Annotated in this window: 16 protein-coding genes; 5 read left to right on the forward strand and 11 right to left on the reverse strand. The window is 76.0% G+C overall.

What is annotated here, in order from left to right; all coding sequences use genetic code 11:
- Positions 1-120 precede the first annotated feature (120 nt).
- The 3 genes from ACFPK1_RS23225 to ACFPK1_RS23235 form a co-directional block, all read right to left on the reverse strand.
- Complete coding sequence (locus ACFPK1_RS23225; protein WP_378023327.1) at positions 121-3,696, reverse strand: error-prone DNA polymerase; 3,576 nt, start codon at positions 3,694-3,696, stop codon at positions 121-123.
- Positions 3,697-3,758: 62 nt separating this feature from the next.
- Complete coding sequence (locus tag ACFPK1_RS23230) at positions 3,759-5,465, reverse strand: DNA polymerase Y family protein (RefSeq protein ID WP_378023328.1); 1,707 nt, start codon at positions 5,463-5,465, stop codon at positions 3,759-3,761.
- A complete protein-coding gene (locus tag ACFPK1_RS23235) occupies positions 5,462-6,337 on the reverse strand; it encodes a hypothetical protein (RefSeq protein ID WP_378023329.1) in 876 nt (291 codons plus the stop codon). The genes ACFPK1_RS23230 and ACFPK1_RS23235 overlap by 4 nt, the downstream gene beginning before the upstream one ends.
- Positions 6,338-6,452: 115 nt before the next feature.
- Between ACFPK1_RS23235 and ACFPK1_RS23240 the strand changes: the two genes are divergently transcribed.
- Positions 6,453-7,271, forward strand: a complete 819-nt coding sequence (locus ACFPK1_RS23240) for an NAD-dependent epimerase/dehydratase family protein (RefSeq protein WP_378023330.1) — start codon at positions 6,453-6,455, stop codon at positions 7,269-7,271.
- Here ACFPK1_RS23240 and ACFPK1_RS23245 read toward each other — a convergent pair.
- Entirely contained in the window at positions 7,223-7,552 is a 330-nt protein-coding gene (locus ACFPK1_RS23245; RefSeq protein ID WP_378023331.1) for a chorismate mutase, read from the reverse strand. The two genes, ACFPK1_RS23240 and ACFPK1_RS23245, sit on opposite strands and share 49 nt — an antisense overlap.
- 64 nt (positions 7,553-7,616) lie before the next feature.
- Between ACFPK1_RS23245 and ACFPK1_RS23250 the strand changes: the two genes are divergently transcribed.
- Together ACFPK1_RS23250 and ACFPK1_RS23255 are read left to right on the forward strand one after the other, a co-directional pair.
- Positions 7,617-9,014 carry an MFS transporter gene (locus ACFPK1_RS23250; protein WP_378023332.1) on the forward strand — a complete coding sequence of 466 codons (1,398 nt, stop codon included), beginning with the start codon at positions 7,617-7,619 and terminating at the stop codon, positions 9,012-9,014.
- Positions 9,015-9,025: 11 nt separating this feature from the next.
- Entirely contained in the window at positions 9,026-9,928 is a 903-nt protein-coding gene (locus ACFPK1_RS23255; RefSeq protein ID WP_378023333.1) for an alpha/beta hydrolase fold domain-containing protein, read from the forward strand.
- Here ACFPK1_RS23255 and purH read toward each other — a convergent pair.
- The 6 genes from purH to sucC all read right to left on the reverse strand — a co-directional run bounded on the left by purH (position 9,925) and on the right by sucC (position 17,611).
- Complete coding sequence (gene purH / locus ACFPK1_RS23260) at positions 9,925-11,505, reverse strand: bifunctional phosphoribosylaminoimidazolecarboxamide formyltransferase/IMP cyclohydrolase (protein ID WP_378023334.1); 1,581 nt, start codon at positions 11,503-11,505, stop codon at positions 9,925-9,927. The genes ACFPK1_RS23255 and purH overlap by 4 nt on opposite strands.
- Entirely contained in the window at positions 11,502-12,119 is a 618-nt protein-coding gene (gene purN, locus ACFPK1_RS23265) for a phosphoribosylglycinamide formyltransferase (protein WP_378023398.1), read from the reverse strand. Before purN ends, purH begins: the two co-directional genes overlap by 4 nt.
- A gap of 61 nt (positions 12,120-12,180) precedes the next feature.
- Positions 12,181-13,608 carry a cell division protein PerM gene (locus ACFPK1_RS23270; protein WP_378023335.1) on the reverse strand — a complete coding sequence of 476 codons (1,428 nt, stop codon included), beginning with the start codon at positions 13,606-13,608 and terminating at the stop codon, positions 12,181-12,183.
- Positions 13,609-13,950: 342 nt separating this feature from the next.
- Positions 13,951-15,492, reverse strand: coding sequence for a DUF5336 domain-containing protein (locus ACFPK1_RS23275; RefSeq protein WP_378023336.1), 1,542 nt, complete (start codon positions 15,490-15,492; stop codon positions 13,951-13,953).
- Positions 15,493-15,552: 60 nt separating this feature from the next.
- Positions 15,553-16,434, reverse strand: a complete 882-nt coding sequence (sucD, locus tag ACFPK1_RS23280; protein ID WP_378023337.1) for a succinate--CoA ligase subunit alpha — start codon at positions 16,432-16,434, stop codon at positions 15,553-15,555.
- A gap of 1 nt (position 16,435) precedes the next feature.
- Positions 16,436-17,611, reverse strand: coding sequence for an ADP-forming succinate--CoA ligase subunit beta (gene sucC / locus ACFPK1_RS23285; protein ID WP_378023338.1), 1,176 nt, complete (start codon positions 17,609-17,611; stop codon positions 16,436-16,438).
- 294 nt (positions 17,612-17,905) lie between these two features.
- On the opposite strand from sucC, the gene ACFPK1_RS23290 reads away from it, so the two are divergent.
- Both ACFPK1_RS23290 and ACFPK1_RS23295 read left to right on the forward strand, forming a co-directional pair.
- Positions 17,906-18,859 carry an alpha/beta fold hydrolase gene (locus ACFPK1_RS23290; protein WP_378023339.1) on the forward strand — a complete coding sequence of 318 codons (954 nt, stop codon included), beginning with the start codon at positions 17,906-17,908 and terminating at the stop codon, positions 18,857-18,859.
- Between the two features lie 368 nt (positions 18,860-19,227).
- Entirely contained in the window at positions 19,228-20,478 is a 1,251-nt protein-coding gene (locus ACFPK1_RS23295; protein WP_378023340.1) for a M23 family metallopeptidase, read from the forward strand.
- Between the two features lie 348 nt (positions 20,479-20,826).
- Here ACFPK1_RS23295 and pcrA read toward each other — a convergent pair whose 3' ends face one another.
- Positions 20,827-23,157 carry a DNA helicase PcrA gene (gene pcrA, locus ACFPK1_RS23300; protein WP_378023399.1) on the reverse strand — a complete coding sequence of 777 codons (2,331 nt, stop codon included), beginning with the start codon at positions 23,155-23,157 and terminating at the stop codon, positions 20,827-20,829.
- Positions 23,158-23,230 lie beyond the last annotated feature (73 nt).

The following is a 23,230-nucleotide window of genomic DNA, read 5'->3' on the forward strand; positions in this document are numbered from 1 at the left end:
CACGGGTGCCCCTCGCCGGAACACCGGTGGGGCTCCCTCGCCCGGCGTCTCGAGCGAGGGGGCCCTTCGCGCGGAAGAGCGGGCGAGGGGCGCCCCTCGCCAGACATGGTGCGGGGCGCGTCAGCGGAAGTCGCGGGAGCTCGAGGGCACCCGGAGCTCGAGGCGTTCGACGCGGTCGGCGACGAGGTTGACCACGGTCGGCGCGTCGTGGGCCCGCTCGACGCGGCCGCGGATGACGAGCGCGGCGCTGGTGCGGGCCACCACGCGGTGGCGCGCCCACAGGCCCTCCGAGCAGACCACGTTGAGCATGCCGGTCTCGTCCTCGAGGTTGAGGAACGTCGTCCCGCCCGCCGTCGCGGGGCGCTGGCGGTGGGTGACCACCCCGCCGACCTCGATGCGCTCGCCCTCGGGCACCCCGGCGACCCCGGCCACCGAGTACGCGCCCCGCTCGTCGAGCGCCGCGCGCAGGTGGGTCACGGGGTGGCTGTCCGGGGTCAGGCCGGTGGCCCACACGTCGGCGACGGTGAGCTCGACCGCGCTCATGCCGGGCAGCGCCGGGGCCTCGAGCCCCACCGCGGTGTCGGGCAGGCGGTCGTGCCGCACGCCGTCGCGCACCACCCCGACCCCGGCGGCCGCCGCGCCGGCGGCCCACAGCGCCTCGCGGCGGTCGAGCCCGAAGCAGCCCAGCGCCCCGGCCGTGGCGAGGGCCTCGACGTGGGCGGTGGTCAGCTCGGCGCGCCGGGCGAGGTCGGCGACGTCGCGGTAGGCACCGTGCGCGTCGCGTTCGCGCACGATCCGCGCGGCCACCTCGTCGCCCAGCCCCCGCACCCCGGCGAGCCCCAGCCGCACCGCGACCCCCGCGTGGCTGTCGGGGTGCGGCTCGAGGCCCGGGGTGTCGGCGGCGACCTGGACGTCGGGACCCAGCACCACCACCCCGTGCCGGCGGGCGTCGGCGGTGAGCGACTGGGGCGAGTAGAAGCCCATCGGCTGGGCCCGCAGCAGCGCCGCGCAGAAGGCGGCCGGGTAGTAGAGCTTGTACCAGGCGCTGACGTAGACCAGTGACGCGAAGCTGATCGAGTGGCTCTCGGGGAAGCCGAAGTTCGCGAACGCCCTGGTCTTGTGGAAGATCGTGTCCGCGAGGTCGCCGGTGATCCCGTTGGCCGCCATGCCCTCGTAGAACCGCTCCCGCATGCGCTCGATCCGCTCGGTGGAGCGCTTGGCCGACAGGGCGCGCCGCAGCTCGTCGGCCTCGGCGGCGGAGAAGCCGGCCACGTCGACGGCGAGCTGCATCAGCTGCTCCTGGAACAGCGGCACCCCGAGCGTCTTCTCCAGCGCCGGCTCGCAGAGCGGGTGGTCGTAGACGACGCGCTCCAGCCCGTTGCGCCGCCGGATGTAGGGGTGCACCGACCCGCCCTGGATCGGCCCGGGCCGGATGAGGGCGACCTCGACCACCAGGTCGTAGAACTCCCGGGGCCGCAGCCGCGGCAGCGTCGCCATCTGCGCGCGGGACTCGACCTGGAACACGCCCACCGAGTCGCCCTCGGCGAGCATGGCGAACACGTTCTCGTCCACCGGCTGCAGGTCGTGCAGCGCCACCCGCACCCCGTGGTGCTCGGCGACGAGGTCGGCGGCGTAGTGCAGCACCGAGAGCATCCCCAGCCCCAGCAGGTCGAACTTGACCAGCCCGACCGCCGCCGCGTCGTCCTTGTCCCACTGGATGACGCTGCGTCCCGGCATCCGCCCCCACTCCACGGGCACCACCTGGTCGACCGGCCGGTCGCAGATGACCATGCCGCCGGAGTGGATCCCGAGGTGGCGCGGGAAGCCCGCGATCTGCTCGGCGAGCGAGGCGACCGCCGGGGGCATCTCGGGCACCTGGCCCGCGAGCTCGGCGCCGGGACCCCAGCGGTCGATCTGCTTGCTCCACGCGTCCTGCTGGCCCTGCGAGAACCCCAGCGCGCGGGCCGCGTCGCGCACCGCCGAGCGCGGCCGGTAGGTGATGACGTTGGCGACCTGCGCGGCCCGGTCGCGCCCGTAGCGCGCGTAGACGTACTGGATGGCCTCCTCGCGGCGGTCGGACTCGATGTCGAGGTCGATGTCGGGGTAGCCGTCGCGCTCCGGGGAGAGGAAGCGCTCGAACAGCAGGCCCATCTGGACGGCGTCGACGTGGGTGATGCCCAGCGCGAAGCAGACCGCCGAGTTGGCCGCCGAGCCCCGGCCCTGGCAGTAGATGTCGTGGTCGGCGCAGTACCGCACGATGTCGGCGACGATGAGGAAGTAGCCGGGGAAGCCCTGCCGCTCGATGACGTCCAGCTCGTGGTCGATCACCTCGAACGCCCGCGGCGAGCGCATCCGGTCGCCGTAGCGCACCCCCGCCCCCAGCCACGTCAGGCGCCGCAGCCAGCTCGCCTCGGTCTCGCCCTCGGGCACCGCGAACGGCGGCAGCTCGGGCGCCAGCAGCTCGAGACCGAACGCGCACTCGCGGCCCAGCGCCGCGGCGTGGGCGACGGCCTGCGGGTGGCGCGCGAACCGCTGCGCCATCTCCGCCCCCGAGCGCAGGTGCGCCGGCCCTGGCGGCAGCCAGCCCTCGGCGTCGTCGAGGCTGCGCCGCGCCCGCACCGCCCCGAGCGCGGCCGCGAGCCGCGCGCGGTCGGGCGTCGCGTAGTGGGCGCCGGTGGTGGCCACGGTGCGCAGACCGCGGCCCCGGTCGGCGCGACCGGCGAGCTCGGCCAGCGCCGCGTTGCGCTCGGTGTCGTCCGGGAGGCCCTGGTCGGTGAGCTCGACCGCGACGTCGTCGGCCCCGAACAGGGCGACGAGCCGCTCGATCTCGCGGGCGGCCGCCTCCGCCCCGCCCGCCGCGAGCGCCCGGCGCACCGACCCTTTGCGGCACCCCGTGAGCACCTGCACGTGCCCCCCGAGCGTCGACGCGACACGCTCCGGGTCGTACACCGGGCGGCCCTTCTCGCCGTGGGTGTGCATCTGGCCCTCGGTGATCGCCCGCGAGATCGCCCGGTAGCCGTCGGGGTCGCGGGCGAGGACCAGCAGGTGGTCGCCCTCGGGGTCGGGCACGCCGTTCTGCGGGGCGGACAGGCCCAGCGAGAGCTCGGCGCCGTAGACCGTCGGGACCCCCAGCTCCTGCGCGGCCTCGGCGAAGCGCACCACCCCGTACATGCCGTCGTGGTCGGTGAGCGCGATCGCCTCGAGGCCCAGGCGCGCCGCCTCCTCGACCAGCTCCTCGGGGTGCGACGCACCGTCGAGGAAGCTGAAGTTGGAGTGCACGTGCAGCTCGGCGTAGGGGACCGTCGTGCCCGTGGACCGCCGCCCGGCCGGCGGGCGGTAGGGCGTGCGGTGCCGACTCCACGCCGGGCTGTCGCCCCCGTCGCCGGGGAACTGCTCGTCGCGCGGGGCGCGGATGGTGCCCGGGCCGTCGATCCGGTCGCCGTCGTCGAACGCGAGGGGGTCGCGGACGAAGTCGTCGGGAGGCCAGGGGCCGATGTGCCCCTCGTGCGGCTCGTCGTCGCGCCGCCGGACCGTGGCGTCGCCCTCCCGACGGGTCGGGCTCCGCTCCGCTGCGCCTCCCTGGATCGCCTTCCGCGTCCCGTTGCCCCGCCCCTGCAGACTGGGCCCGTCGGCCGGGCGCCCGGAGAGCAGGCGCTCCATCTCCGACCAGTCGACCGGCGGGTTGTTCCACCCCATCCCGCACCTCACAGTCACTCGAACACGTGTTCGACACGATAGACGACGGGTCCGACAGCCGGTCAGTCGTAGATCCCCTCTACCGCCCAGCGATCGTCGCGGTGGACCAGGAGCAGGGCGCGGCCCACCGCATCGGCGCCGGAAGCGACCGGGTCGGGCGCGAGGTCGGCCGCCGGGTCGGGCTCGGGGTCGCGGCCGGCGGCGATCTCGTCGGCGTCGGTGCTGCACACGACCTGGATGCGCAGGCTGCCCCCGGGCGCGGCGCGGGGGTCCCACCAGCGGCCGGGATCGGGCCACGGGCCGCCCCACGCGCGGACCGGCGCGGTGGGGGCCGACGGGTCGGTGCCGAGAGCCACGTGGGCGGGCGGGGCGGTGAGCCGGCCGCGGGCGGCCCGCCGCACCGGCGCACCCCCGGCGTCGAGCACCCGCGCCGGCAGCGGCTCGGGCGGCACCCGCGCCGGCGAGGGCGCCGGGAGCACGCCGGGCCACGGCGCCTCCGGATCGGCACCGCGGGGCGTGCGCTCGTCGCCCCAGGGCACGAGGCGGATCCGCTCGCCGGGACCGCGCCCGCCCCCGGACACCCCGGTGAGCACCTCCTCGGGCCCGAGCAGGCCCTGGACCCGCACCAGCGCCCGCCCCGCCCGCTCGTCGGCCACTCCGACCTCGCCCCAGAGCCCGAGCTGCAGCCGCCCGGCGTCGACGACCTCCTCGGGGACCAGGCGCAGCACGGTGAGCCCGCCGTCCCGGCTGCCGCCCTGCCGGCGTGACAGCCAGCCCTCGAGCTGCCAGCGCACGCGGTCGGCCGTGCCGTGCGGGGTCAGCGGCTCGGCGCAGCGCCAGACCCGGGCCAGCTCGTCGCCCTCGGTGGTGCGGGCCTGCACGCCGAGACGCGTGCACGCCAGGCCCGCCCGGCCCAGCGCCTCGTGCAGCCGCTCGGCCAGCGAGCGGGCGGCGAAGGCGGCGGCGTCGACCCGGTCGACCGGCGGGTCGAGCGGGAGCTCGACGGTGAGCTCGTCGGGGATCCGGCGCCGCGAGGGCGGGCGCTCGTCGAGCCCGCGGGCCAGGCGGTGGGCCCGGACGGCGGCGGCGTCGAAGCGGGACGCCACGTCGGTGGCCGACAGGCCGGCGAAGGCACCCAGCGTCGTGAGCCCGAGCCGGCGCAGCAGGCCGATCAGCTCGGCGCGCGTCGCGCTCGCGTCGTCGTCGGCGCCGGCGGTGTCGGGCTCGACGCCCGGCTCGAGCTCGAGCTCGGTGACCGGCAGCGGCGCCAGGAACGCCGGGCTCTCCCCCGCCGGGACCAGCAGCGAGCGGCGGGCGGCGAGGCCGGCGGCGAACAGCCCGTCGGCCACCCCCACCTGGCACTCGACGCGGGTGCGCGCCGCCACGCGGTCGACCAGGCGCTCGGCCACGACCTCCTCGCCCCCGAAGTACCGCGCCGGGCCGCGCGCGGAGAGCGCCACGAGCCCCGGGCGCACCACCTCGACCCCCGGCGCGAGCTCCTCGACCGCCGCCGCGACCGGCTCGAAGCAGCGGGCGTCGCGCTCGGGGTCGCGGGCGAGCACCGCGAGGTCCGGGCAGCGGGCCTGGGCCTCGCGGCGTCGCAGCCCCCGTCGGATCCCCTGCGCCCGCGCCGTCGCCGAGCAGGCCACCACCCGGTGGGACGCCAGGACCGCCGCGGGCCGCGCGGGCGGCAGCCCCGCCTCGGCCGCGCCCGCCACCACCGGCCAGTCGGGACACCAGAGCGCGAGCACCCGCGCCGGCGCGCTCACCCGGCCACCGCCCCGAGAGGGGCGGACGCGCGCTCGACCCGCCGGGGCGGGCCCGTCAGCGGCGCCCCGACCGGCAGCTCCCCGTCCGGCAGGCACGTCCCGGCGGGCCCGGGCAGCAGCAGCGGCTCCTCCTGCTCGCCCGGGCGCCCCCGGGCGGCGGAGCGCACCCGGACCCGCCGCGAGCGCAGGCGCCCCGCGCCGTCGCCCCCGAGCCCGGCCCAGGCGCTGCCCTCGGCCCGCAGCTCGACCTCGGCGCCCGGCCACGCGCCCGGCGCCCCGACCGGCACCAGCACCGCGCCCCGCTGGCGGACCCGCGCGCCGAGCCGCTGGCGATCGCCCGCGGGCCACCGCACGCCGGGCAGCGTCGTGTCGAGCACGACCACGTCGACCCCGTCGACCAGCGCCGCCACCACCGCCGCCGGACGCGGCCCCGGCCGGGGCACCAGCGCCGTGCGCGCCAGGTCGAGCCCCGCCTCGGCCGCCGCCTGGACCCCGAGGTCGGGCAGCCCCACCACCGCGCACCACGAGCCGTCCCGCGAGGCCTCGGCCAGCAGCGCGAGCAGCAACGACGTCGACCCGCACACCGCGACCGCCGACCCGCGCCGCAACCCGCCGTCGGGCAGCAGCCCGGCCAGCGGCGCGGACACCGGCAGCACCGCGCTGCCCTCACGCTCCGCACGCGGCGGCTCGACGACCGGCTCACCCACCTCCTCCGGCACCGGCCCCGCGACCGGCCCCGCGACCGGCTCCGGGACCGACGGTGCCGGGGCCCGCCGCCGGCCCCGCAGCTCCGAGGCCCGCACCACCCCGAGATCGGCCCACCGCCGCGACGGGGAACCCTGGTCGTCGAGCAACGATGACGCACTGCCCATGAGCGCCCCTCCTCGAACACGTGTTCGAACGAGGAGAACGCTAACCCACACCCCCGACAACCGCCGAGCCCGCGGGTGAGGTCACGGGAACGAGTCACGGAGAAGAGGGACAGCAATGTCAACGGTCGAGCTCCGCTCCGCTCCGTCTCCCGCGACCGAGCGCGTCCTCGTCACCGGCGCCGCCGGGCGGATCGGCGGCTACCTCCGGGCCCGCCTCCCCCGGCCCGGCCGCACGCTGCGCCTGCTCGACCTCACCACCCCGGACGGCGTCGACGAGCACGAGGAGGCGATCACCGCGTCCGTCACCGACCTCGACGCGATGGTCGACGCCTGCACGGGGGTCGACGCCGTCGTCCACCTGGGCGGACAGAGCGGCGAGGCGCCGTGGGACAGCATCCTGGCGACCAACATCCACGGCACCTACGTCGTGTTCGAGGCCGCCCGGCGCGCGGGCGTCGGGCGCGTGGTGTTCGCGAGCAGCAACCACGCCGCCGGCTTCCAGCCCGCCACGGACCCCGTCCCCGACGACCTCCCGGCCCGCCCGGACACCTACTACGGCGTGAGCAAGGTGACCGGCGAGGCGCTCGGCAGCCTCTACCACGACCGCTACGGCCTCGACGTGGTCTGCCTGCGCATCGGCACCTGCAGCGACACCCCGCCGAACGCCCGCGGGCTCGCGACCTGGCTCTCGCCCGACGACTGCGGCCGGCTCGTCGAGGCCTCGCTGACCTGCCGGGCACCGGGGTTCCGCGTGGTCTGGGGCGTCTCGGCCAACACCCGCCGGGTCTGGTCGCTCGCCGGCGCGCACGAGATCGGCTACCGCCCGCAGGACGACGCGGAGGTCCACGCGGCGGAGGTCGGTGACCGGACCGCCGACACCGACGGCTACGTCGGCGGAGAGTTCGCCGGCCCGTCGTTCGACACCCCGGGCTGAGCAGCCCGGGCCACGATCGCCTCCTCGACCCGGATGGCCTCCTCCATGAGCAGGTCGGCCAGGCGCACCAGGAAGGCCTCGTCGAGGCCGTGCTCCCGCGCCCGGGCGGCGGCCTGGCGCTGCACCTCGGCCGCGCGACCCGGCTGGAACACCGGCGTGCCCGCCCGCGCCTTGACCGCCCCGACGCGCTCGATGCAGCGCATCCGGTCGCGGACGAGGGCGAACAGCGCGTCGTCGATGCCGTCGAGCTCCGCGCGCAGCACCTCGAGCTCGTCGGCCATCAGACCCCCACTGGATCGACGCAGAGTGATGACGAGCCGGGCATGACGCCCTAACGTACTCCTCATGGCCCTGTCGACGGCTACGTTGCGTACCGCAACGCCGTTCCTCCCCGTCGCGGCGGGCCTCTTCTGCATCCAGCTCGACTTCTTCTCGCTGGGCCTCGCGCTGCCGACCATGGCCCTCGACCTCGGCACCACCGTGACGAACCTGCAGTGGCTGCTGAGCGGCTACATGATCGCGCTCGGCGCGCTGCTCATCCCGGCCGGACGGCTCGGCGACATGCTCGGGCGCCGCGAGGTCCTGGTCGCCGGGATCGCGCTGTTCGGGCTGAGCTCGCTCGTGTGCGGCCTGGTGAGCTCGGTGCCGGTGCTCATCGGGGCCCGCGTGGCGCAGGGCGTCGGCGCGGCCCTGATCATGCCGTCGAGCTTCGCGCTGGTCACCAACGCGACGACCCCCGAGCAGCGCCCGGGCGTCACCGGGGTGATGCTCGGCGTCTCCGGGGTGGGCACCGCGCTCGGGCCGATCGTCGGCGGCGTGCTGTCGTCGACCGTGGGCTGGCGCTGGGTGTTCCTGGTCAACGTGCCCGTGGCCCTGCTCGCGATCTGGGGGGTGCGCCGGCTGGCCACCTCCCGCGACGAGGAGGCGGGCCGCGACCTGCGCACCCTCGACTGGTGGGGCGTCGTCACCGTCGTCGGCGGGCTCGTCGCGGTCAGCGTCGCCATCGACGACGTCGGCGTGCAGGGGTGGACCACGCCGGCGACCTGGGGGCCGCTGCTCGGCGGGCTGGCGCTGCTCGTCGCGTTCGGGGTCCGCGAGCGCCACGCCCCCGCTGCCCTCGTGCGGCCCTCGCTCGTGCGCAACCGGCTGTTCGTGGTGCTCTGTGCCGCCGGGACGCTGGCCAACGTCGGGACCGTCACCTACATCGTGGCCGCCACCATCGACCTGCAGACCCTGCGCGGCCTGTCCGCGGCGGCGGCCGGGCTCGCCTTCTGCGTCTCGTCCATCGGGCTCGCCGCGTGCGGGCCGCTGTCCGGGTGGCTGACGGCCCGCAGGCCCGCCGGTCCGATCATGGCCGTCTCGGTGCTGGCGGGGGCGCCGGCGCTGGCCCTGCTGGCGTTCGCCGGGCCGTTGCCGCTGTTCGTCCTCGCGCTCGGGGTCTGCGGGCTGACCACCGGCATGGGGTACGGGCTGGCCCCGCTCGCCGTGCAGAACGTCCTGCCGCCGCAGCGCTCCGCCGAGGCCACCGGGGTCGTGCTCACCTCGCTGATCTGCGTCGGCGGCATCGGCATCGTCGCGGCCACGGCGATCATCGAGGCAGTCGGCCCGCGCCCGCCCACCGTGGCCGGTCTGGCCCTCACCCTCCTCGCGGTCGCCGCGCTCCTGCTCGTCGCCGGGGCGGCGACCCTCGTCAGCCAGTGGCCGCGACGTTCCGCCGCCACCACCGATCCCGTGACCGCCTGAGGAGGACGACCGTGGTGAGTGCCGAGGCCGAGCGGTTCGCCGAGATGCTGCGACAGGCGCCGCGCATGGCCGAGATGCCGCTCACGGCGCAACGACAGGCCGGCGAGCACGCCGAGGACCTCACCGCGGCACCGGTCGGGGTCACCTACGAGACCGTCGCCGACGGCGGCGTCACCGGGGTGTGGGTGAGCGGGACCGCGCCCACCAGCACCGTCCTCTACCTGTTCGGCGGCGGGCACGTCATCACCTCGCCGGCCTCGCGCCACAAGTTCGCCGGCCACCTCGCCCTGGCCCTCGACGCCCGCGTGCTGCTGCTGGACTACCCGCTGGCCCCCGAGCACCCCTTCCCGCAGGACGTGGACGCGGCGGTCGCCGCCGCCCGGTGGCTCCTGGAGCAGCAGGGGGTCCCGGGCGAACGTCTCGTGCTGGCCGGCGAGTCGTCCGGGGGCGGGCTGGTCCTCGAGACCCTGCTCGCCGCCGCCCGCGCCGGGCTCGCCCGCCCGGCCGCCGCCTTCCTCATGTCACCGTGGGCTGACCTGACCTGCTCGGCGCCGTCCTTCGAGTCCCGCCGCGCCGCCGACCTCGAGTGCAGCCGCGAGAGCCTCACGCGGATGGCCCGCCAGTACCTCGACGGCCACGACCCCACCGACCCGACCGCCTCGCCCGCCCTCGCGGCGCCCGGGGACGTCGCCGCGGCGTGGCCGCCGCTGCTGGTGCAGGTCGGCAGCCACGAGGTGCTGCTCGACGACGCGCTCGCCGTCGCCCGGGCCGCCGCGCTCGCCGACGTCCCGGTGACCCTGGACGTCTGGCCGCAGATGCAGCACTTCTTCCAGCTCGGCGTCGGGGTCTACCCCGAGGCGGCCGCGGCGCTCGGGCGGGCGGGGGCGTGGCTGCGACAGCAGCTCTCCGCCTAGTGCGCGAAGTGCCGCGTGCCGGTGAGGTACATCGTCACGCCGGCCCTCCGGGCCGCCTCGATCGTCTGCTCGTCGCGCACCGACCCGCCGGGCTGCACGACGGCGGCGACGCCCGCCTCGGCGAGCACCTCGAAGCCGTCCGGGAACGGGAAGAACGCGTCGGAGGCGGCCACCGAGCCGCGGACGCGGTCGCCGGCGCGGGTGACCGCGAGGCGCGCGGCGTCGACGCGGTTGACCTGGCCCATGCCGACGCCGACGGTGGCGCCGTCGTGGGCGAGCAGGATCGCGTTCGACTTCACCGCGCGGCAGGCGCGCCACGCGAACGCGAGGTCCGCCAGCAGCTCGGGCGAGGCCGCGTCGCCGCAGGCCAGGGTCCACGAGGCCGGGTCGTCGCCGGGGGCGTCGACGGCGTCGCGCTGCTGCAGGAGCAGCCCGCCGGAGATCGGGCGCTGCTCGACCGGGGACGGCGCCCAGGTCGCGGTCAGCACGCGGATGTTCTTCTTGCGGGCCAGCACGTCGACCGCGCCGTCGGCGTAGGACGGGGCCACGATGACCTCGGTGAAGATCTCCGAGACGGTCTCGGCCATGGCCACGGAGACCTCGGTGTTCGCGGCGATCACGCCGCCGAACGCGCTGGTCGGGTCGCAGGCGTGGGCCTTGCGGTGCGCGGCGGCGACGTCCTCGTCACCGGTCGCCACCGCGATCCCGCACGGGTTGGCGTGCTTGATGATCGCCACGCAGACGCCGTCGTGGTCGTGGGCGGCGCGCCAGGCGGCGTCGGTGTCGACGTAGTTGTTGTACGACATCTCCTTGCCGTGCACCTGCGTCGCACCGGCGATGCCGGAGCTGACCTCCGGGTCGCCGTAGAGCGCGGCGGCCTGGTGCGGGTTCTCGCCGTAGCGCAGCACCGCGCGGCGCCGGGCCGTCGTGCCGACCCAGCCGGGGAACGGCGAGCCCGGCTCGGCGTCCGAGGTCAGGACGTTGCCCATCCACGACGCGACGGCCACGTCGTACGCGGCGGTGTGCCGGAAGGCCTCGGCCGCGAGCGCGCGGCGGTCGGCCAGCGCGACGCCGCCGTTCTTGGCCTGCTCGAGCAGCCACGGGTAGCGCGTCGGGTCGGTGATGACGGTCATCGTCTCGTGGTTCTTCGCCGACGCCCGGATCATCGCCGGACCGCCGATGTCGATCTGCTCGACGCAGTCGTCGGGGGAGGCGCCGGACGCCACCGTCTGCGTGAACGGGTAGAGGTTGACCACCAGCAGGTCGAACGGCGCGATCCCGAGCTCGTCGAGCTGGCTGACGTGCGTGGGCAGCCGCGAGTCGGCGAGCAGCCCGGCGTGCACGCGCGGGTGCAGCGTCTTCACGCGGCCGTCGAGGCACTCGGGGAACCCGGTGACCTCCTCGACCCGCGTGACCGGGACGCCGGCGTCGGCGATCCGCGCGGCGGTCGACCCGGTCGACACGACCTCGACCCCCGCGGCGTGCAGCCCCGTCGCGAGGTCGAGCAGACCGGCCTTGTCGAACACGCTGACCAGGGCGCGGCGGATGGGCCGGCGGCCCTCGATGGCGTCGGTCACGGAATCCTCACTCCTCGTCCGGTGACGGTGGCGCCGTGGCGGGCCAGCGCGGCCACGGTCTCGACGAGCACCCGGCGTTCCACCACCTTGATGCGCTCGTGCAGCGTGTCCTCGGTGTCGTCCGGCTCGACCGTGACGGCCTCCTGCGCCAGCACCGGGCCGGTGTCGACGCCGGCGTCGACCAGGTGCACGGTCGCCCCGGTGAGCTTCACCCCGTAGGCGACGGTGTCGCGCACCGGGTGGGCCCCGGGGAACGCGGGCAGCAGCGCGGGGTGGGTGTTGATCGTGCGGCCGCCGAACCGGGCCAGGAACGCGGTGCCGAGCAGCCGGGCGAACCCGGCGGACACGACGAGGTCGGGCCCGGCGGCGGCGACGGTCTCGGCCAGCGCGGCGTCCCAGGCGGCGCGGTCGGCGAACTCGGCGGGCCGCACCACGGCGACGTCGACGCCCGCGGCCGTCGCGCGGTCCAGCGCGCCCACCGCGGGACGGTCGGAGACGACGGTGACGACGCGCGCCGGGTAGCCGTCACCGTCGCACGCGTCGAGCAGCGCCTGCAGCAGGCTCCCCGATCCGGAGGCCAGGACGACGACGCGGGCGGGCACGGGCAGAGTCAGCCGGTGCTGCTCGGTGGTGGTCAGCGCTGCTCCCGGGCCGCCGTGGGTGTCGGCGTCCAGGTTAACCGCGCGGCTCCTCCGCAGGTCGGACGCCCTCGCTCGCCTCGGCGGCGGCGTCGTCGGAGGCCTCGGCGTCCGGCGCGTCCGCGGCCTGGGTGGCGGGGGCCTCCTCGGCGGTCGTGTCGGGCTCGTCGGGCTTCTCCGGGGTGGCCCGCGTGCTGCGGGACGTGCCGGCCGGTCGGCGGCGGGAACGGTCCGGGACGCTGCCGAGCGGGACGGCGAGAAGCGCCACGACCAGCCCGGGCACGAGCACCCAGCCCAGTACCGCGACGGCGACGGGCCCGGCCGGCACCTCGACCGGGTCGAACGGGCCGGCGCCGAGACGCCCGCCGGACAGGGCCGCCGCGAGCCCGAGGAGCAGCGCCGCGGTGACCGCCGCCGTGACGGTGGCCTTGATGCGCGGCGGGGCGTCGGCGGCGATCGGGGCCAGGCGCCAGCCCACGATGCTGCCGACGGCGAGCGGGACGGCGAACGCGAGCCCCGCCCACGTCGGCGGCGGGCTCTGCGGGAGCACCGCCGCGAGCGGCACGGGCGGCAGGAGCCCGGACGTGATCGCGGTCGGTGTCGCCGAGGCGGCCCCGATCGACACCCCCGGTCCCACGAGCCACGCCGCGGCCGCGACGACCGCGTTGGGCAGGTACGCGAGCGTGAGCACCGTGAGGCCCGCGCCGCTGCCGGCCTCGGGGGCGACGTCGGCGAGCACCCCGCGCACCGCACCGATGTCGGCGAGCAGGGCGGCGAGCAGCAGCCCCGCGCCCGCCGTGAGCAGCGCCGTCGTCGCGAGGAGGCCGCCCTGCAGCCCCTGGCGCGCCCACCCCGGCAGGCGGCGGGGCAGCGCGAGCAGGCCGCACGGGCGGGCGACGCCGGCCAGCGCGGCGAGGCCCGCGAGCAGCCCGCACACCACCCCGGCCAGGCCGGGCGACGCGTCGACGACGGTCTCGGGGGTGAGCAGCGCCGCGGCGAGCACGCCGATCACCGCGTGCGCCGCGGCGGCCGTGGCGACGACGGGCACGCCGACCCCGTGCAGCAGGCCCGCCGTGCGCCCGTCGGCGCGACGCTCGAGGCGCGCCACCGCGCCGCGCGCCTCCGTCGCGATCAGGACCGCGAGCAGCAGGGCGGGCGCGAGCGGCAGCATGCCCAGCGGCACACCGGTGACCTGCAACGGGACGAGGTGCGCGACCAGCCACAGCGGGATCCCGACCGCGAGCGCCTGCCCGAGCCCCGGTTCACCGCCCGGCGTCGTCCCCGACGCCAGCGCGGCGATCACGCCGGCGAGCACGACGGCCACGCCGTAGAGGGTCAGCGGCGGCAGCAGCGCCACGCGCGCGAGGACCGGCAGCCACCCGGGCGGCGCGGGTGCCGTGGTCGTGGTGGCGGTGCGACTCCCGCGCCCGCCACGTCGCGGGGACTGGCTGGTCGGGGCGGTCACACCCCCGACACTGTCAAACCGTGGACACGTTCCCCCGCTGCCACGCCGCGCGGCCCGGGGGTGCGAGCAATGCGGCTGTGCTGGCGTCTGACGCCAGGATCACCACACCCTCGCTGCGCGACACGCCGGGGAACGGCGGGTGCGCGGCACCCCGCGAGATCACGAGCACACCAGCCACGTCACGCGACGCTCCGGCGTGGACCACGCGCTCCTGATCACGCGGGCCGAGCCAGGATCCGCCGAGCAGCCCGAGATCACGAGCACACCAGCCACGTCACGCCGCACCCTCGCGTGGACCACGCGCTCCTGATCACCCGACGGTCGGGGCCCGGCGCGCGCACGTCAGCGCGGCGAGCCCCACTCGCCGCGGCGGTCGTCCGGGGACGCGGTGTCCGGGGCCGGGCGGCCGGGGTCCTCGCCGGACTCGTGGGCGCCGCGGCGCTCACCACCGGGCGGCGGGGCGAGCGGACCGTTCGCCGGCCCCGACCCCGCGCCGGGCCCCGAGGGGGCGCCCCAGCCGGTGGAGGGGATGCCGTACCCCGGGGTGGAGCTGGCGCCGGAGGAGCCCTGCGGGTTCCCCTGCGGCGGGGTGCTGGGGCCGGCGTCGGCACTCGACGACTCGCCCGCCCCGTAGGAACTGAAGCCGGGGGCACCACTCGGCGTGCCGCTGTCGGAGGACCCGGGAGCTCCCGAGGGACCCGACGACCCGGGACCCGACGGTCCGGGGACCGTCGCCGCGGGGCCGTTGGACGGCGCGTCGTCACGGGACGGGGACGCGCCGGCGTCACCGCCCTGGCCCCCCTGACCGCCCTGGCCGCCCGCGGTCGCGCTGGGCACGACCTGGGTGGTCGCCGCCGAGCCGTAGCCGGCCCCGAAGGGACCGGACGGCGGGCCGGAGGCCGGCGCCGACGTCGGCCCGGCCTGGCCCCGCGGGGCCGCGGCGAACTGCCCGGACCCCGGGCCGGTGTGCTGACCCTGACCGCCGTACCCCGGCTGCTGGTGCGCCGACATGCCGCCCGACGGCGGCCCGGCCGGCCCGCCCCACGGCCCGGCGGGCGTCGGCTGCGGGCCCGGCCCGCCGGGAGCCTGGCCCGGCCCGCCCGACGGCGCGCCGAAGCCCGACGAGGCGGGGCGCGAGGCGGGGGCGCTGAGGACACCGGTGCCGAAGAGCGCGGCGACCACCGCGGCCACGGCGGCGAGCACCGCGAGGACCACCTGCACGACGAGCAGCGCGTCGGCGTAGGCGAGCAGCGGGAGCATCGCCAGCGCGCCGGTGACCCCGACGACCGCGCCCGGCACGAGCGTGTTCGAGGTGCGGGGCAGCAGGGAGGCGGCGGTGAGCAGGCCGCCGGCGAGCACCAGCGGCAGGTAGAACAGCGAGCCGAACGCCGCGCTGAGGTCGGAGGCCACGCCCGACGCCTCGGCGGAGCCGAAGAACGACAGGATGTAGGCGAGCAGCGCGAGGACCCCCGCGCCCAGCGCGACACCGCGCTCGGCGCCGGAGCCCGACCCCGCCGGCCCCGCCGACCCGTGCCCGGCCCCGCCGTCCGGGGCGCCGGTCCCGGGCGTGGTCGTGATCGTCGTCGTGGCCGCGGGGAAGCCCCCGGTCTGCGGAGGGGACGCCGCCGGTGCGGCGCCAGCACCCTGCTGACCCCAGCCGGGCGCCTGGCCCTGGCCCGGCGCCCCGTGGCCCTGGCCCGGCGCCCCGTACGGCTGCTGGTGCTGCTGGCCGGCGCCGGCCCAGGAGGATCCCCCGTACGGCGCGCCGCCGGGCGCGCCGTACGAGCCGCCGCCGGCGCCCCAGCCGCCCGGGCCGGACGCCGCCTGGCCCGGGCGCTGACCGGACGGGCCGCCCGGGGGCGGGCCCTGGTTCGGTGAGCTCATGAGGTGTCCTCCCGGGGACGGCGGCGTCGGCTGCGGGTCAGGCTGCAGGTCGGGCTGGGGTCAGCTGACCAGCGAGCGCGCGAGGTCGGCGGTCTCGGTGGGAGTCTTGCCCACCTTCACCCCCGCGGCCTCGAGCGCCTCCTTCTTGGCCTGCGCGGTCCCCGCGGAGCCCGAGACGATGGCGCCGGCGTGGCCCATCGTCTTGCCCTCGGGGGCCGTGAACCCCGCAACGTAGCCCACGACGGGCTTGGTCACGTTGGCCTTGATGTAGTCCGCGGCCCGCTCCTCGGCGTCGCCACCGATCTCGCCGATCATCACGATCGCCTCGGTGTCGGGGTCGGCCTCGAACGCCTCGAGGGCGTCGATGTGCGTCGTCCCGATGATCGGGTCGCCGCCGATGCCGATGCCCGTCGAGAAGCCGATGTCCCGCAGCTCGTACATCATCTGGTAGGTCAGCGTGCCCGACTTGGACACGAGCCCCATCTTCCCGGGGCCCGAGATGTTCGCCGGGATGATTCCCGCGAGCGACTTGCCGGGGGAGATGATCCCGGGGCAGTTCGGGCCGATGATGCGGGTGCGGTTGCCGTTGGCGGTGGCGTGCGCCCAGAACCAGGCCGAGTCGTGCACCGGGATGCCCTCGGTGATGACGACGGCGAGCCCGATGCCGGCGTCGATGGCCTCGATCGCCGCGTCCTTGGCGAACTTCGGCGGCACGAAGAGCACCGAGACGTCGGCCCCGGTCTCCTTCATGGCCTCCTCGACGCCGCCGAACACCGGCACGTTCGTGCCGTCGACGTCGACGCTCGTGCCGGCCTTGCGGGCGTTGACGCCGCCGACGAGCTGCGTGCCCGCGGCGAGCATCTTGCGCCCGTGCTTCATGCCCTCGGAGCCGGTGAGGCCCTGGACGATGACCTTGCTGTTCTCGTTGAGGAAGATCGACATCTCACGCACCAGCCTTCGAGGCGAGCTCGGCGGCCTTCGCGGCCGCGTCGTCCATCGTGTCCACCACCGTGACCAGCGGGTGGTTCGCCTCGGCGAGGATCCGCCGGCCCTCGTCGACGTTGTTGCCGTCCAGCCGCACGACGAGCGGCTTGGTGGCGTCGTCGCCCAGGATCTTCAGCGCCTCGACGATGCCGTTGGCCACCGCGTCGCAGGCGGTGATCCCGCCGAAGACGTTGACGAAGACGCTGCGGACGTCCCCGTCGCCGAGGATGACGTCGAGCCCGGCCGCCATGACCTCGGCGGACGCGCCGCCGCCGATGTCGAGGAAGTTGGCGGGCTTCATGCCGCCGTGGGCCTCGCCGGCGTAGGCGACGACGTCGAGCGTCGACATGACCAGCCCGGCGCCGTTGCCGATGATGCCGACCTGGCCGCCCTCGAGCTTGACGTAGTTGAGGTCCGACTCCTTGGCCTTGGCCTCGAGCGGGTTCTGGCTCTTCTCGTCGACGAGCTGGGCGTGCGCCTCGTGCCGGAACTCCGCGTTCTCGTCGAGGGTGACCTTGCCGTCGAGCGCGACGACGTTGTCCTGCGGGTCGCGGACCAGAGGGTTGACCTCGACCAGCGTGGCGTCCTCGCCGACGAAGGTGTCCCAGAGCTTGACGATGACCTGCGCGGCCTCGTCGGCGACCTCGGCGGGCAGCTTGCCCTGCTTCACGATCTCGTCGGCCTTGGCGCGGTCGACGCCGGCGATCGGGTCGATCGGCACCCGGGCCAGCGCCTCGGGCCGCTCGACCGCGAGCTCCTCGATCTCCATGCCGCCCTCGGCCGAGCACATGGCCAGGAAGGTGCGGTTCGAGCGGTCGAGCAGGAAGGAGAAGTAGTACTCCTCCGCGATGTCGCTGGCCGCGGTGACCAGCACGCGGTGCACGATGTGGCCCTTGATGTCGAGCCCGAGGATCGCCTGGGCCTTCTCCTTGGCCTCGGCCGGGCTCTGCGCCAGCTTGACGCCGCCGGCCTTGCCGCGGCCGCCCGTCTTCACCTGCGCCTTGACGACGACCGGGCCGCCGATCTCCTCCGCGGCCCGCTCCGCCTCCGCGGCGGTGTCGACGGTGCGACCGGGCAGCACCGGCACCCCGTGGGCGGCGAAGAGGTCCTTCGCCTGGTACTCGTACAGGTCCACTCGTGAACTCTCCTCACCAACTCCCCGGCCGCCGCCGGCGGCGGTGCCCGGGCGAGGTCGCGTGGCGCCCTGCTGTGCAGCGAGCGCCCACGTCCCGACGGATGCGCGGCGACCCTATCGACGCCGGGCCCCGCGAGGCGCCGCGACCGGGGCGACGCCCGACACACGGGCAGGTCGAGCGGGGTCTGGATCGTTTCCGGCATGGCCCGATCGGGCCCATCCGGGGGCGATCTTGATCGGTTCGGCGCGCACCCTGGTGAGGATCCCGAGTGAACAACCCTTAACGTCCACCTCATGGACGTGACGGGCGTCATGTCGTCGGCGCCGGAGCCGACGGACGCGCTGGGCCCCGCGGAGCGGCCGGTGTCGGCCCTCGCCGGGGCCGTCTGGCGCGGCCTGGGCTACGTCGCGCGCACCTTCGGGGTCCCGGCGGGCGTCCGCGGCCTCGCCGTCGAGGTCGCCTACACCGCCGTGCACATGTCGCTCTACCCGTGGGGCCTGGTCGACGAGGTGCTGCGCCCGGCGGGCACGTTCGTCCACCACCGCACCGCGGCCCTGTCCCCCGCGCAACGCAGCCTCGTCGTCTCCGACATGGAGAGCTCGACGACCCCCGTCCTGCTCGTGCACGGCATCGTCGACAACCGTTCGATCTTCGCGCTGCTGGCCCGCGCGCTGCGCCGGCGCGGGTTCGGCATCGTCCACGCGATCAACTTCAGCGTGCTGACGGCGTTCACCGGCGACATCCGGGTGGCCGCCCGCGACCTCGGCCACCACGTCGAGCGGCTGTGCGCGAGCACCGGCGCCGACCGGGTGCACGTCGTCGGGCACTCGCTGGGCGGGCTGATCGCGCGCTACTACGTCCAGCGCCTCGGCGGCGACGCCCGCGTGGACACCCTCGTCACGCTCGGCACGCCGCACGAGGGCAGCCTCATCGCGCACTTCCTGCCGCCGACGCGCGTGCCGATGCAGCTGCAGCCGGGCTCCGACCTGCTGCGCGAGCTCGAGGCACCCGCCCCGGACTGCCGCACGCGGTTCCTCGCGGTGTGGAGCCGCCAGGACCAGCTGATCATCCCGCAGCGCGCGGCGCGGCTGACGCACCCCGACCTGCAGGTCACCGAGGTCGAGCTCGAGCACGTGGGGCACCTGTCGATGACGATCGACGCCGAGGTCGTGCACCTCGTCACACGGCTGTTGTCGCGGCGTCCGGTGCGGGGCAACCGCGTCCGAGCCGGCCAGCTCGCGGGCTGAGCGGCGTGACCCGCGCGACACAGGCGCGGCGAACGGTCGACGGGGCGTGCCGGCGGGCTCCGGAGCCGCGCCGAACGGGCCGGAGAGCCGCGAGGACCGGGGCGGTGCCGCCGACCGAGCGAATCCGTGTCACCCGACCCGGTGACGACCGCTCGGCGCGCACGCCCGCACGCACGGCGTAGCGACCGGCTCGGGGCACTCCTGTCGTTTGCTCACGCCGTGACCTCGTCGCTACTTTCTGCCCGTCCTCATCACGGCCAGGTCACGAACGACAAACGGAACGACCCCGAACGTTCCGGCAGGGCACTCCCCGAACCACCCGCCCTGGATGTCGCCGCGACCGGCCCCGATCTGCGGGAAGGATGGTCTTGGCGCACAGCTCCCCACGCCCGCCGTCCGCGTCCCTCTTCGGCTCCTTCGGTCTCACCCCCGCCCTCGCCGGCGCCGGTGGAGCTCCGTCGGGACCGCGCTTCTCCGACTTCTCCGGCCTCGCTGGAGGACTGCCCGGGCTCGGCGCCCGCGGCGGCCGTCGCGGTGGTGACGCCGCCGGCCTGGTCAGCGGCTCCGGGCAGGCGCCCGGCCCGCTGCCGGCACGCTCGGTCGGCCTCCACCCCGGACACCGGGGCCCGCAGGCCCCCGCACGTCCGGCCGGTCCGGCTCCGCAGGGCCCGACCACCGGCGGTCACCGTCGGCCCACCGGGCACGACGAGACCCTCCGCGACCTCCCCCGCGAGCACCGCTCGCCCCGGGACCCCCGGCAGGGCCCGCCGCCGCGGGCTCCCCAGCGCCGCGACGTCGACCCCCGCCGTGGCGTCCGCCCGGCACCGCCCGCCGAGCGCGGCCCGTCGCCTCTGCGCGGGCGGCTCGCCGTCGCCGCGGTGGCCGCGGGCGCCCTGGCCACGGCGGGGCACAGCTTCACGGGCCTCGACGCGCTCGGCGACGCCCCGACGACCGCCGAGCTCGCCCTGGCCGCCGGCACCGGCACGACGAGCGACGGCAGCGGCTCCTCGGCGGCGTCGCCCGGCGGCGCGACCGGTCTCGACGCGGCCACCTCGGGTGTCCTGCCGGTCACCTCGGCGGCCGAGAGCACCGCGTCGACGTCCTCGTCGTCGGCCTCCTCGTCCTCGGACTCCGACGACGGCCACCAGGTCGGCTCGCTGAGCAAGGCCGCCGACCGCGCGGCCGCCGCGGCGCGCGCCGCCGCCGAGGCCGCCCGCCCCGACTTCGTCAAGCCCGCCGACGGCCGCTTCACCTCGGGCTTCGGTGCCCGCTGGGGCTCGTCGCACCGCGGCATCGACATCGCCGGCCCGATCGGCACCCCGATCGTCTCCGTCGGCGACGGCACCGTCATCGAGTCCGGCCCGGCCAGCGGCTTCGGCCAGTGGGTCCGGGTGCAGCTCGAGGACGGCACGGTCAACGTCTACGGCCACGTCAACCGCTCCTACGTCCGCGAGGGCCAGCAGGTCCGCGCCGGCGAGGAGATCGCGGAGATCGGCAACCGCGGCCAGTCGACCGGCCCGCACCTGCACTTCGAGGTGTGGGAGGACGGCGGGCGCAAGATCAACCCGCTGCCGTGGCTCGCCGAGCGCGGCATCTCGCTGGGTTCCCCTCAGGACTAGTCCGCTCCCCGCAAGACGACCAGGGCCCCGGAGCACGCGCTCCGGGGCCCTCGTCGTTCCCGGGGGCGTGGTGCGGGGGTCTCCGGGCGCGCGGCTCACCGGAGATCAGGAGCACGCGGTGCACCGGATGTCGGCGAGCGCGGGGACGACGACGCTCCTGATCAGGGAAGCATCGAGCACGGCTGCGCCGCCGCGACCGGCACGTTGCGCATGATCACGAGGCTCGCGGGCCTGCGGAACGTGCCCCTCGCCCGACCCACCACCCGGCGGCGTCCCGGCGAAGGGCGCCCCTCGCCCGTCTCGTTGACCGAAGGTGCCCTTCGCTCAGAACCAGGGACTCGCGGCGAGCTACAGCTTCGTCAGCGGGACCCCGCCGATGAGCATGAGGCGCACGGTGCCCGAGGAGCCGAAGTCGATGGTGGCGGTGGCCCGGGAGCCGACGCCGTCGACGGTGACGACCGTGCCGAGGCCGTACTTGTCGTGGGTGACGCGGTCGCCGACCTCGAGCGAGATGGTCGGCGCCTCCTTCCAGTCCGGGCGCATCGGCGACGGGCGGGACGTGCGCCCCGACAGGTCGGTGCCGGGGCTCGCCCAGCGCCCGGAGCCGAACCGCGTGCGACCGACCGGCGAGGAGCGCTCGGAGCTGGGCTCCACGCGGCGCCACTCCCACACGTCGGCCGGGACCTCGTCGAGGAAGCGCGACGGCGGGTTGGCCTGCGGCTGCCCGAACGCCGAGCGCATCACCGCGCGCGAGAGGTACAGCCGCTTCTGCGCGCGGGTGATGCCGACGTAGGCCAGCCGGCGTTCCTCGGAGAGCTCCGCCGGGTCGGCCAGCGCCCGCGAGTGCGGGAACACGCCGTCCTCCCAGCCGGTGGCGAACACGACGGGGAACTCGAGGCCCTTGGCCGTGTGCAGCGTCATCAAGGTGACGACGCCGTCGCCGCCGTCGGGGATCGAGTCGGCGTCGGCCACCAGCGACACCCGCTCGAGGAACGCCTCCAGCGAGCCGGGCTCGGGCACGCCGTCGCCGTCCGCGGCCGTGCCCTGCTGCTGCTCCTCGGTCTGCTCCTCGGCGGCGTCCTCGACACCGGCGGCGTTGACGGCGTCCTGGACGAACTCGCGGGCGACGCTGACGAGCTCCTGCAGGTTCTCCAGGCGCGACTGCTCCTGCGGGTCCTCCGAGCCCTCGAGCTCGGCGCGGTAGCCGGAGCGGTCGAGGATCGCGTCGAGCACCTCGTCGACCGGCGCACCCCCGACGAGGGTCTCGGCCAGCCCGTCCATCATCTCGACGAAGTCGGCGATGTTGCGCTGCGAGCGCGTGGCCAGGCCGTGCACCTCGCCGGCGGCGGCCCGGCGCAGCGCCGCGGCGAAGGTGATGCGCTCGCGGTCGGCGGCGTCGGCGACCACCGACTCGGCGCGGTCGCCGATCCCGCGCTTGGGCACGTTGAGGATGCGCCGCAGCGAGACCGTGTCCTCGGGGTTGGACAGCACCTTGAGGTAGGCCATCGCGTCGCGGACCTCGCGGCGCTCGTAGAAGCGGACCCCGCCGACGATCTTGTAGGGCAGCCCGAGGCGGATGAACACGTCCTCGAAGACCCGGGACTGGCCGTTGGTCCGGTAGAACACGGCGACCTCGCCGAAGCGCACCTCGCCGGCGTCGACCAGCCGGTCGATCTCGGCGGCGACGAACGCGGCCTCGTCGTGCTCGTTGTCGGCGACGTAGCCGACCACCAGCTCGCCGTCGCCCGCGTCGGTCCACAGCCGCTTGTCGCGACGCTCCGGGTTGCGGCTGATGACGGCGTTCGCCGCGGTGAGGATGCGCTGGGTGGAGCGGTAGTTCTGCTCGAGCAGGATCGTGCGCGCCTCGGGGTAGTCGCGCTCGAACTCGACGATGTTGCGGATGGTCGCGCCGCGGAAGGCGTAGATCGACTGGTCGGCGTCGCCGACCACGCACAGCTCGGCGGGCTTGACCGACCCGTCGTCGCTGCCCGCCGCCAGGGCGCGGACCAGCATGTACTGCGCGTGGTTGGTGTCCTGGTACTCGTCGACCAGGATGTGGCGGAACCGGCGGCGGTAGTACTCGGCGACGTCGGGGAAACGCGTCAGCAGGTCGACCGTGCGGCCGATGAGGTCGTCGAAGTCGAGCGAGTTCGACTGCTGCAGGCGCTGCTGGTAGACGGTGTAGACCTCGGCGGTGCGCTTCTCCGCCTCGGTGGTGGCGGCGTCGACGGCCTCGACGGGCGAGACCAGCTCGTTCTTCCACGCCGAGATGCGGGCGAGCAGGCCCCGCGGCGAGTACTTCTTGGCGTCGAGGTCGAGCCCCCGGGCCACCGACGCGACCAGCCGTCGCGAGTCGTCCGCGTCGTAGATGGAGAACGTGGAGCTCAGGTCGAGGTGGCGGTACTCGCGGCGCAGGATGCGCACGCACATCGAGTGGAACGTCGACACCCACATCGCGTTCGCGCGCCGGCCCACCAGCGCGGCCACGCGCTCGCGCATCTCGGCGGCCGCCTTGTTGGTGAACGTGATCGCCAGGACCTGCCCCGGACCGACGCCCTGGTGGCGCATCTGCCAGGCGATCCGGTGGGTGAGCACCCGCGTCTTGCCCGACCCGGCACCGGCGACGATGAGCAGCGGCGAGCCCGTGTGCACCACGGCCTCGCGCTGCGGGGGGTTCATGCCCTCGAGCAGGGGATCGTCGGCGGGGTCCGGCCCGGCGTCGCGGCGCAGCGCGCCGCCGGCCGCGGCGTCA

This window comes from Actinomycetospora rhizophila, assembly GCF_042657905.1.
Taxonomy (GTDB): Bacteria; Actinomycetota; Actinomycetes; order Mycobacteriales; family Pseudonocardiaceae; genus Actinomycetospora; species Actinomycetospora rhizophila.

What these genes read in the sequence shown, in the direction of transcription:
- sucD (WP_378023337.1), bottom strand. Translation starts at nt 16,434, where the DNA reads ATGTCGATCTTCCTCAACGAGAACAGCAAGGTCATCGTCCAGGGCCTC.
- ACFPK1_RS23235 (WP_378023329.1), bottom strand. Translation starts at nt 6,337, where the DNA reads ATGGGCAGTGCGTCATCGTTGCTCGACGACCAGGGTTCCCCGTCGCGG.
- ACFPK1_RS23240 (WP_378023330.1), top strand. Translation starts at nt 6,453, where the DNA reads ATGTCAACGGTCGAGCTCCGCTCCGCTCCGTCTCCCGCGACCGAGCGC.
- ACFPK1_RS23290 (WP_378023339.1), top strand. Translation starts at nt 17,906, where the DNA reads ATGGACGTGACGGGCGTCATGTCGTCGGCGCCGGAGCCGACGGACGCG.
- ACFPK1_RS23245 (WP_378023331.1), bottom strand. Translation starts at nt 7,552, where the DNA reads ATGGCCGACGAGCTCGAGGTGCTGCGCGCGGAGCTCGACGGCATCGAC.
- pcrA (WP_378023399.1), bottom strand. Translation starts at nt 23,157, where the DNA reads ATGAACCCCCCGCAGCGCGAGGCCGTGGTGCACACGGGCTCGCCGCTG.
- ACFPK1_RS23225 (WP_378023327.1), bottom strand. Translation starts at nt 3,696, where the DNA reads ATGGGGTGGAACAACCCGCCGGTCGACTGGTCGGAGATGGAGCGCCTG.
- ACFPK1_RS23250 (WP_378023332.1), top strand. Translation starts at nt 7,617, where the DNA reads ATGGCCCTGTCGACGGCTACGTTGCGTACCGCAACGCCGTTCCTCCCC.
- ACFPK1_RS23275 (WP_378023336.1), bottom strand. Translation starts at nt 15,492, where the DNA reads ATGAGCTCACCGAACCAGGGCCCGCCCCCGGGCGGCCCGTCCGGTCAG.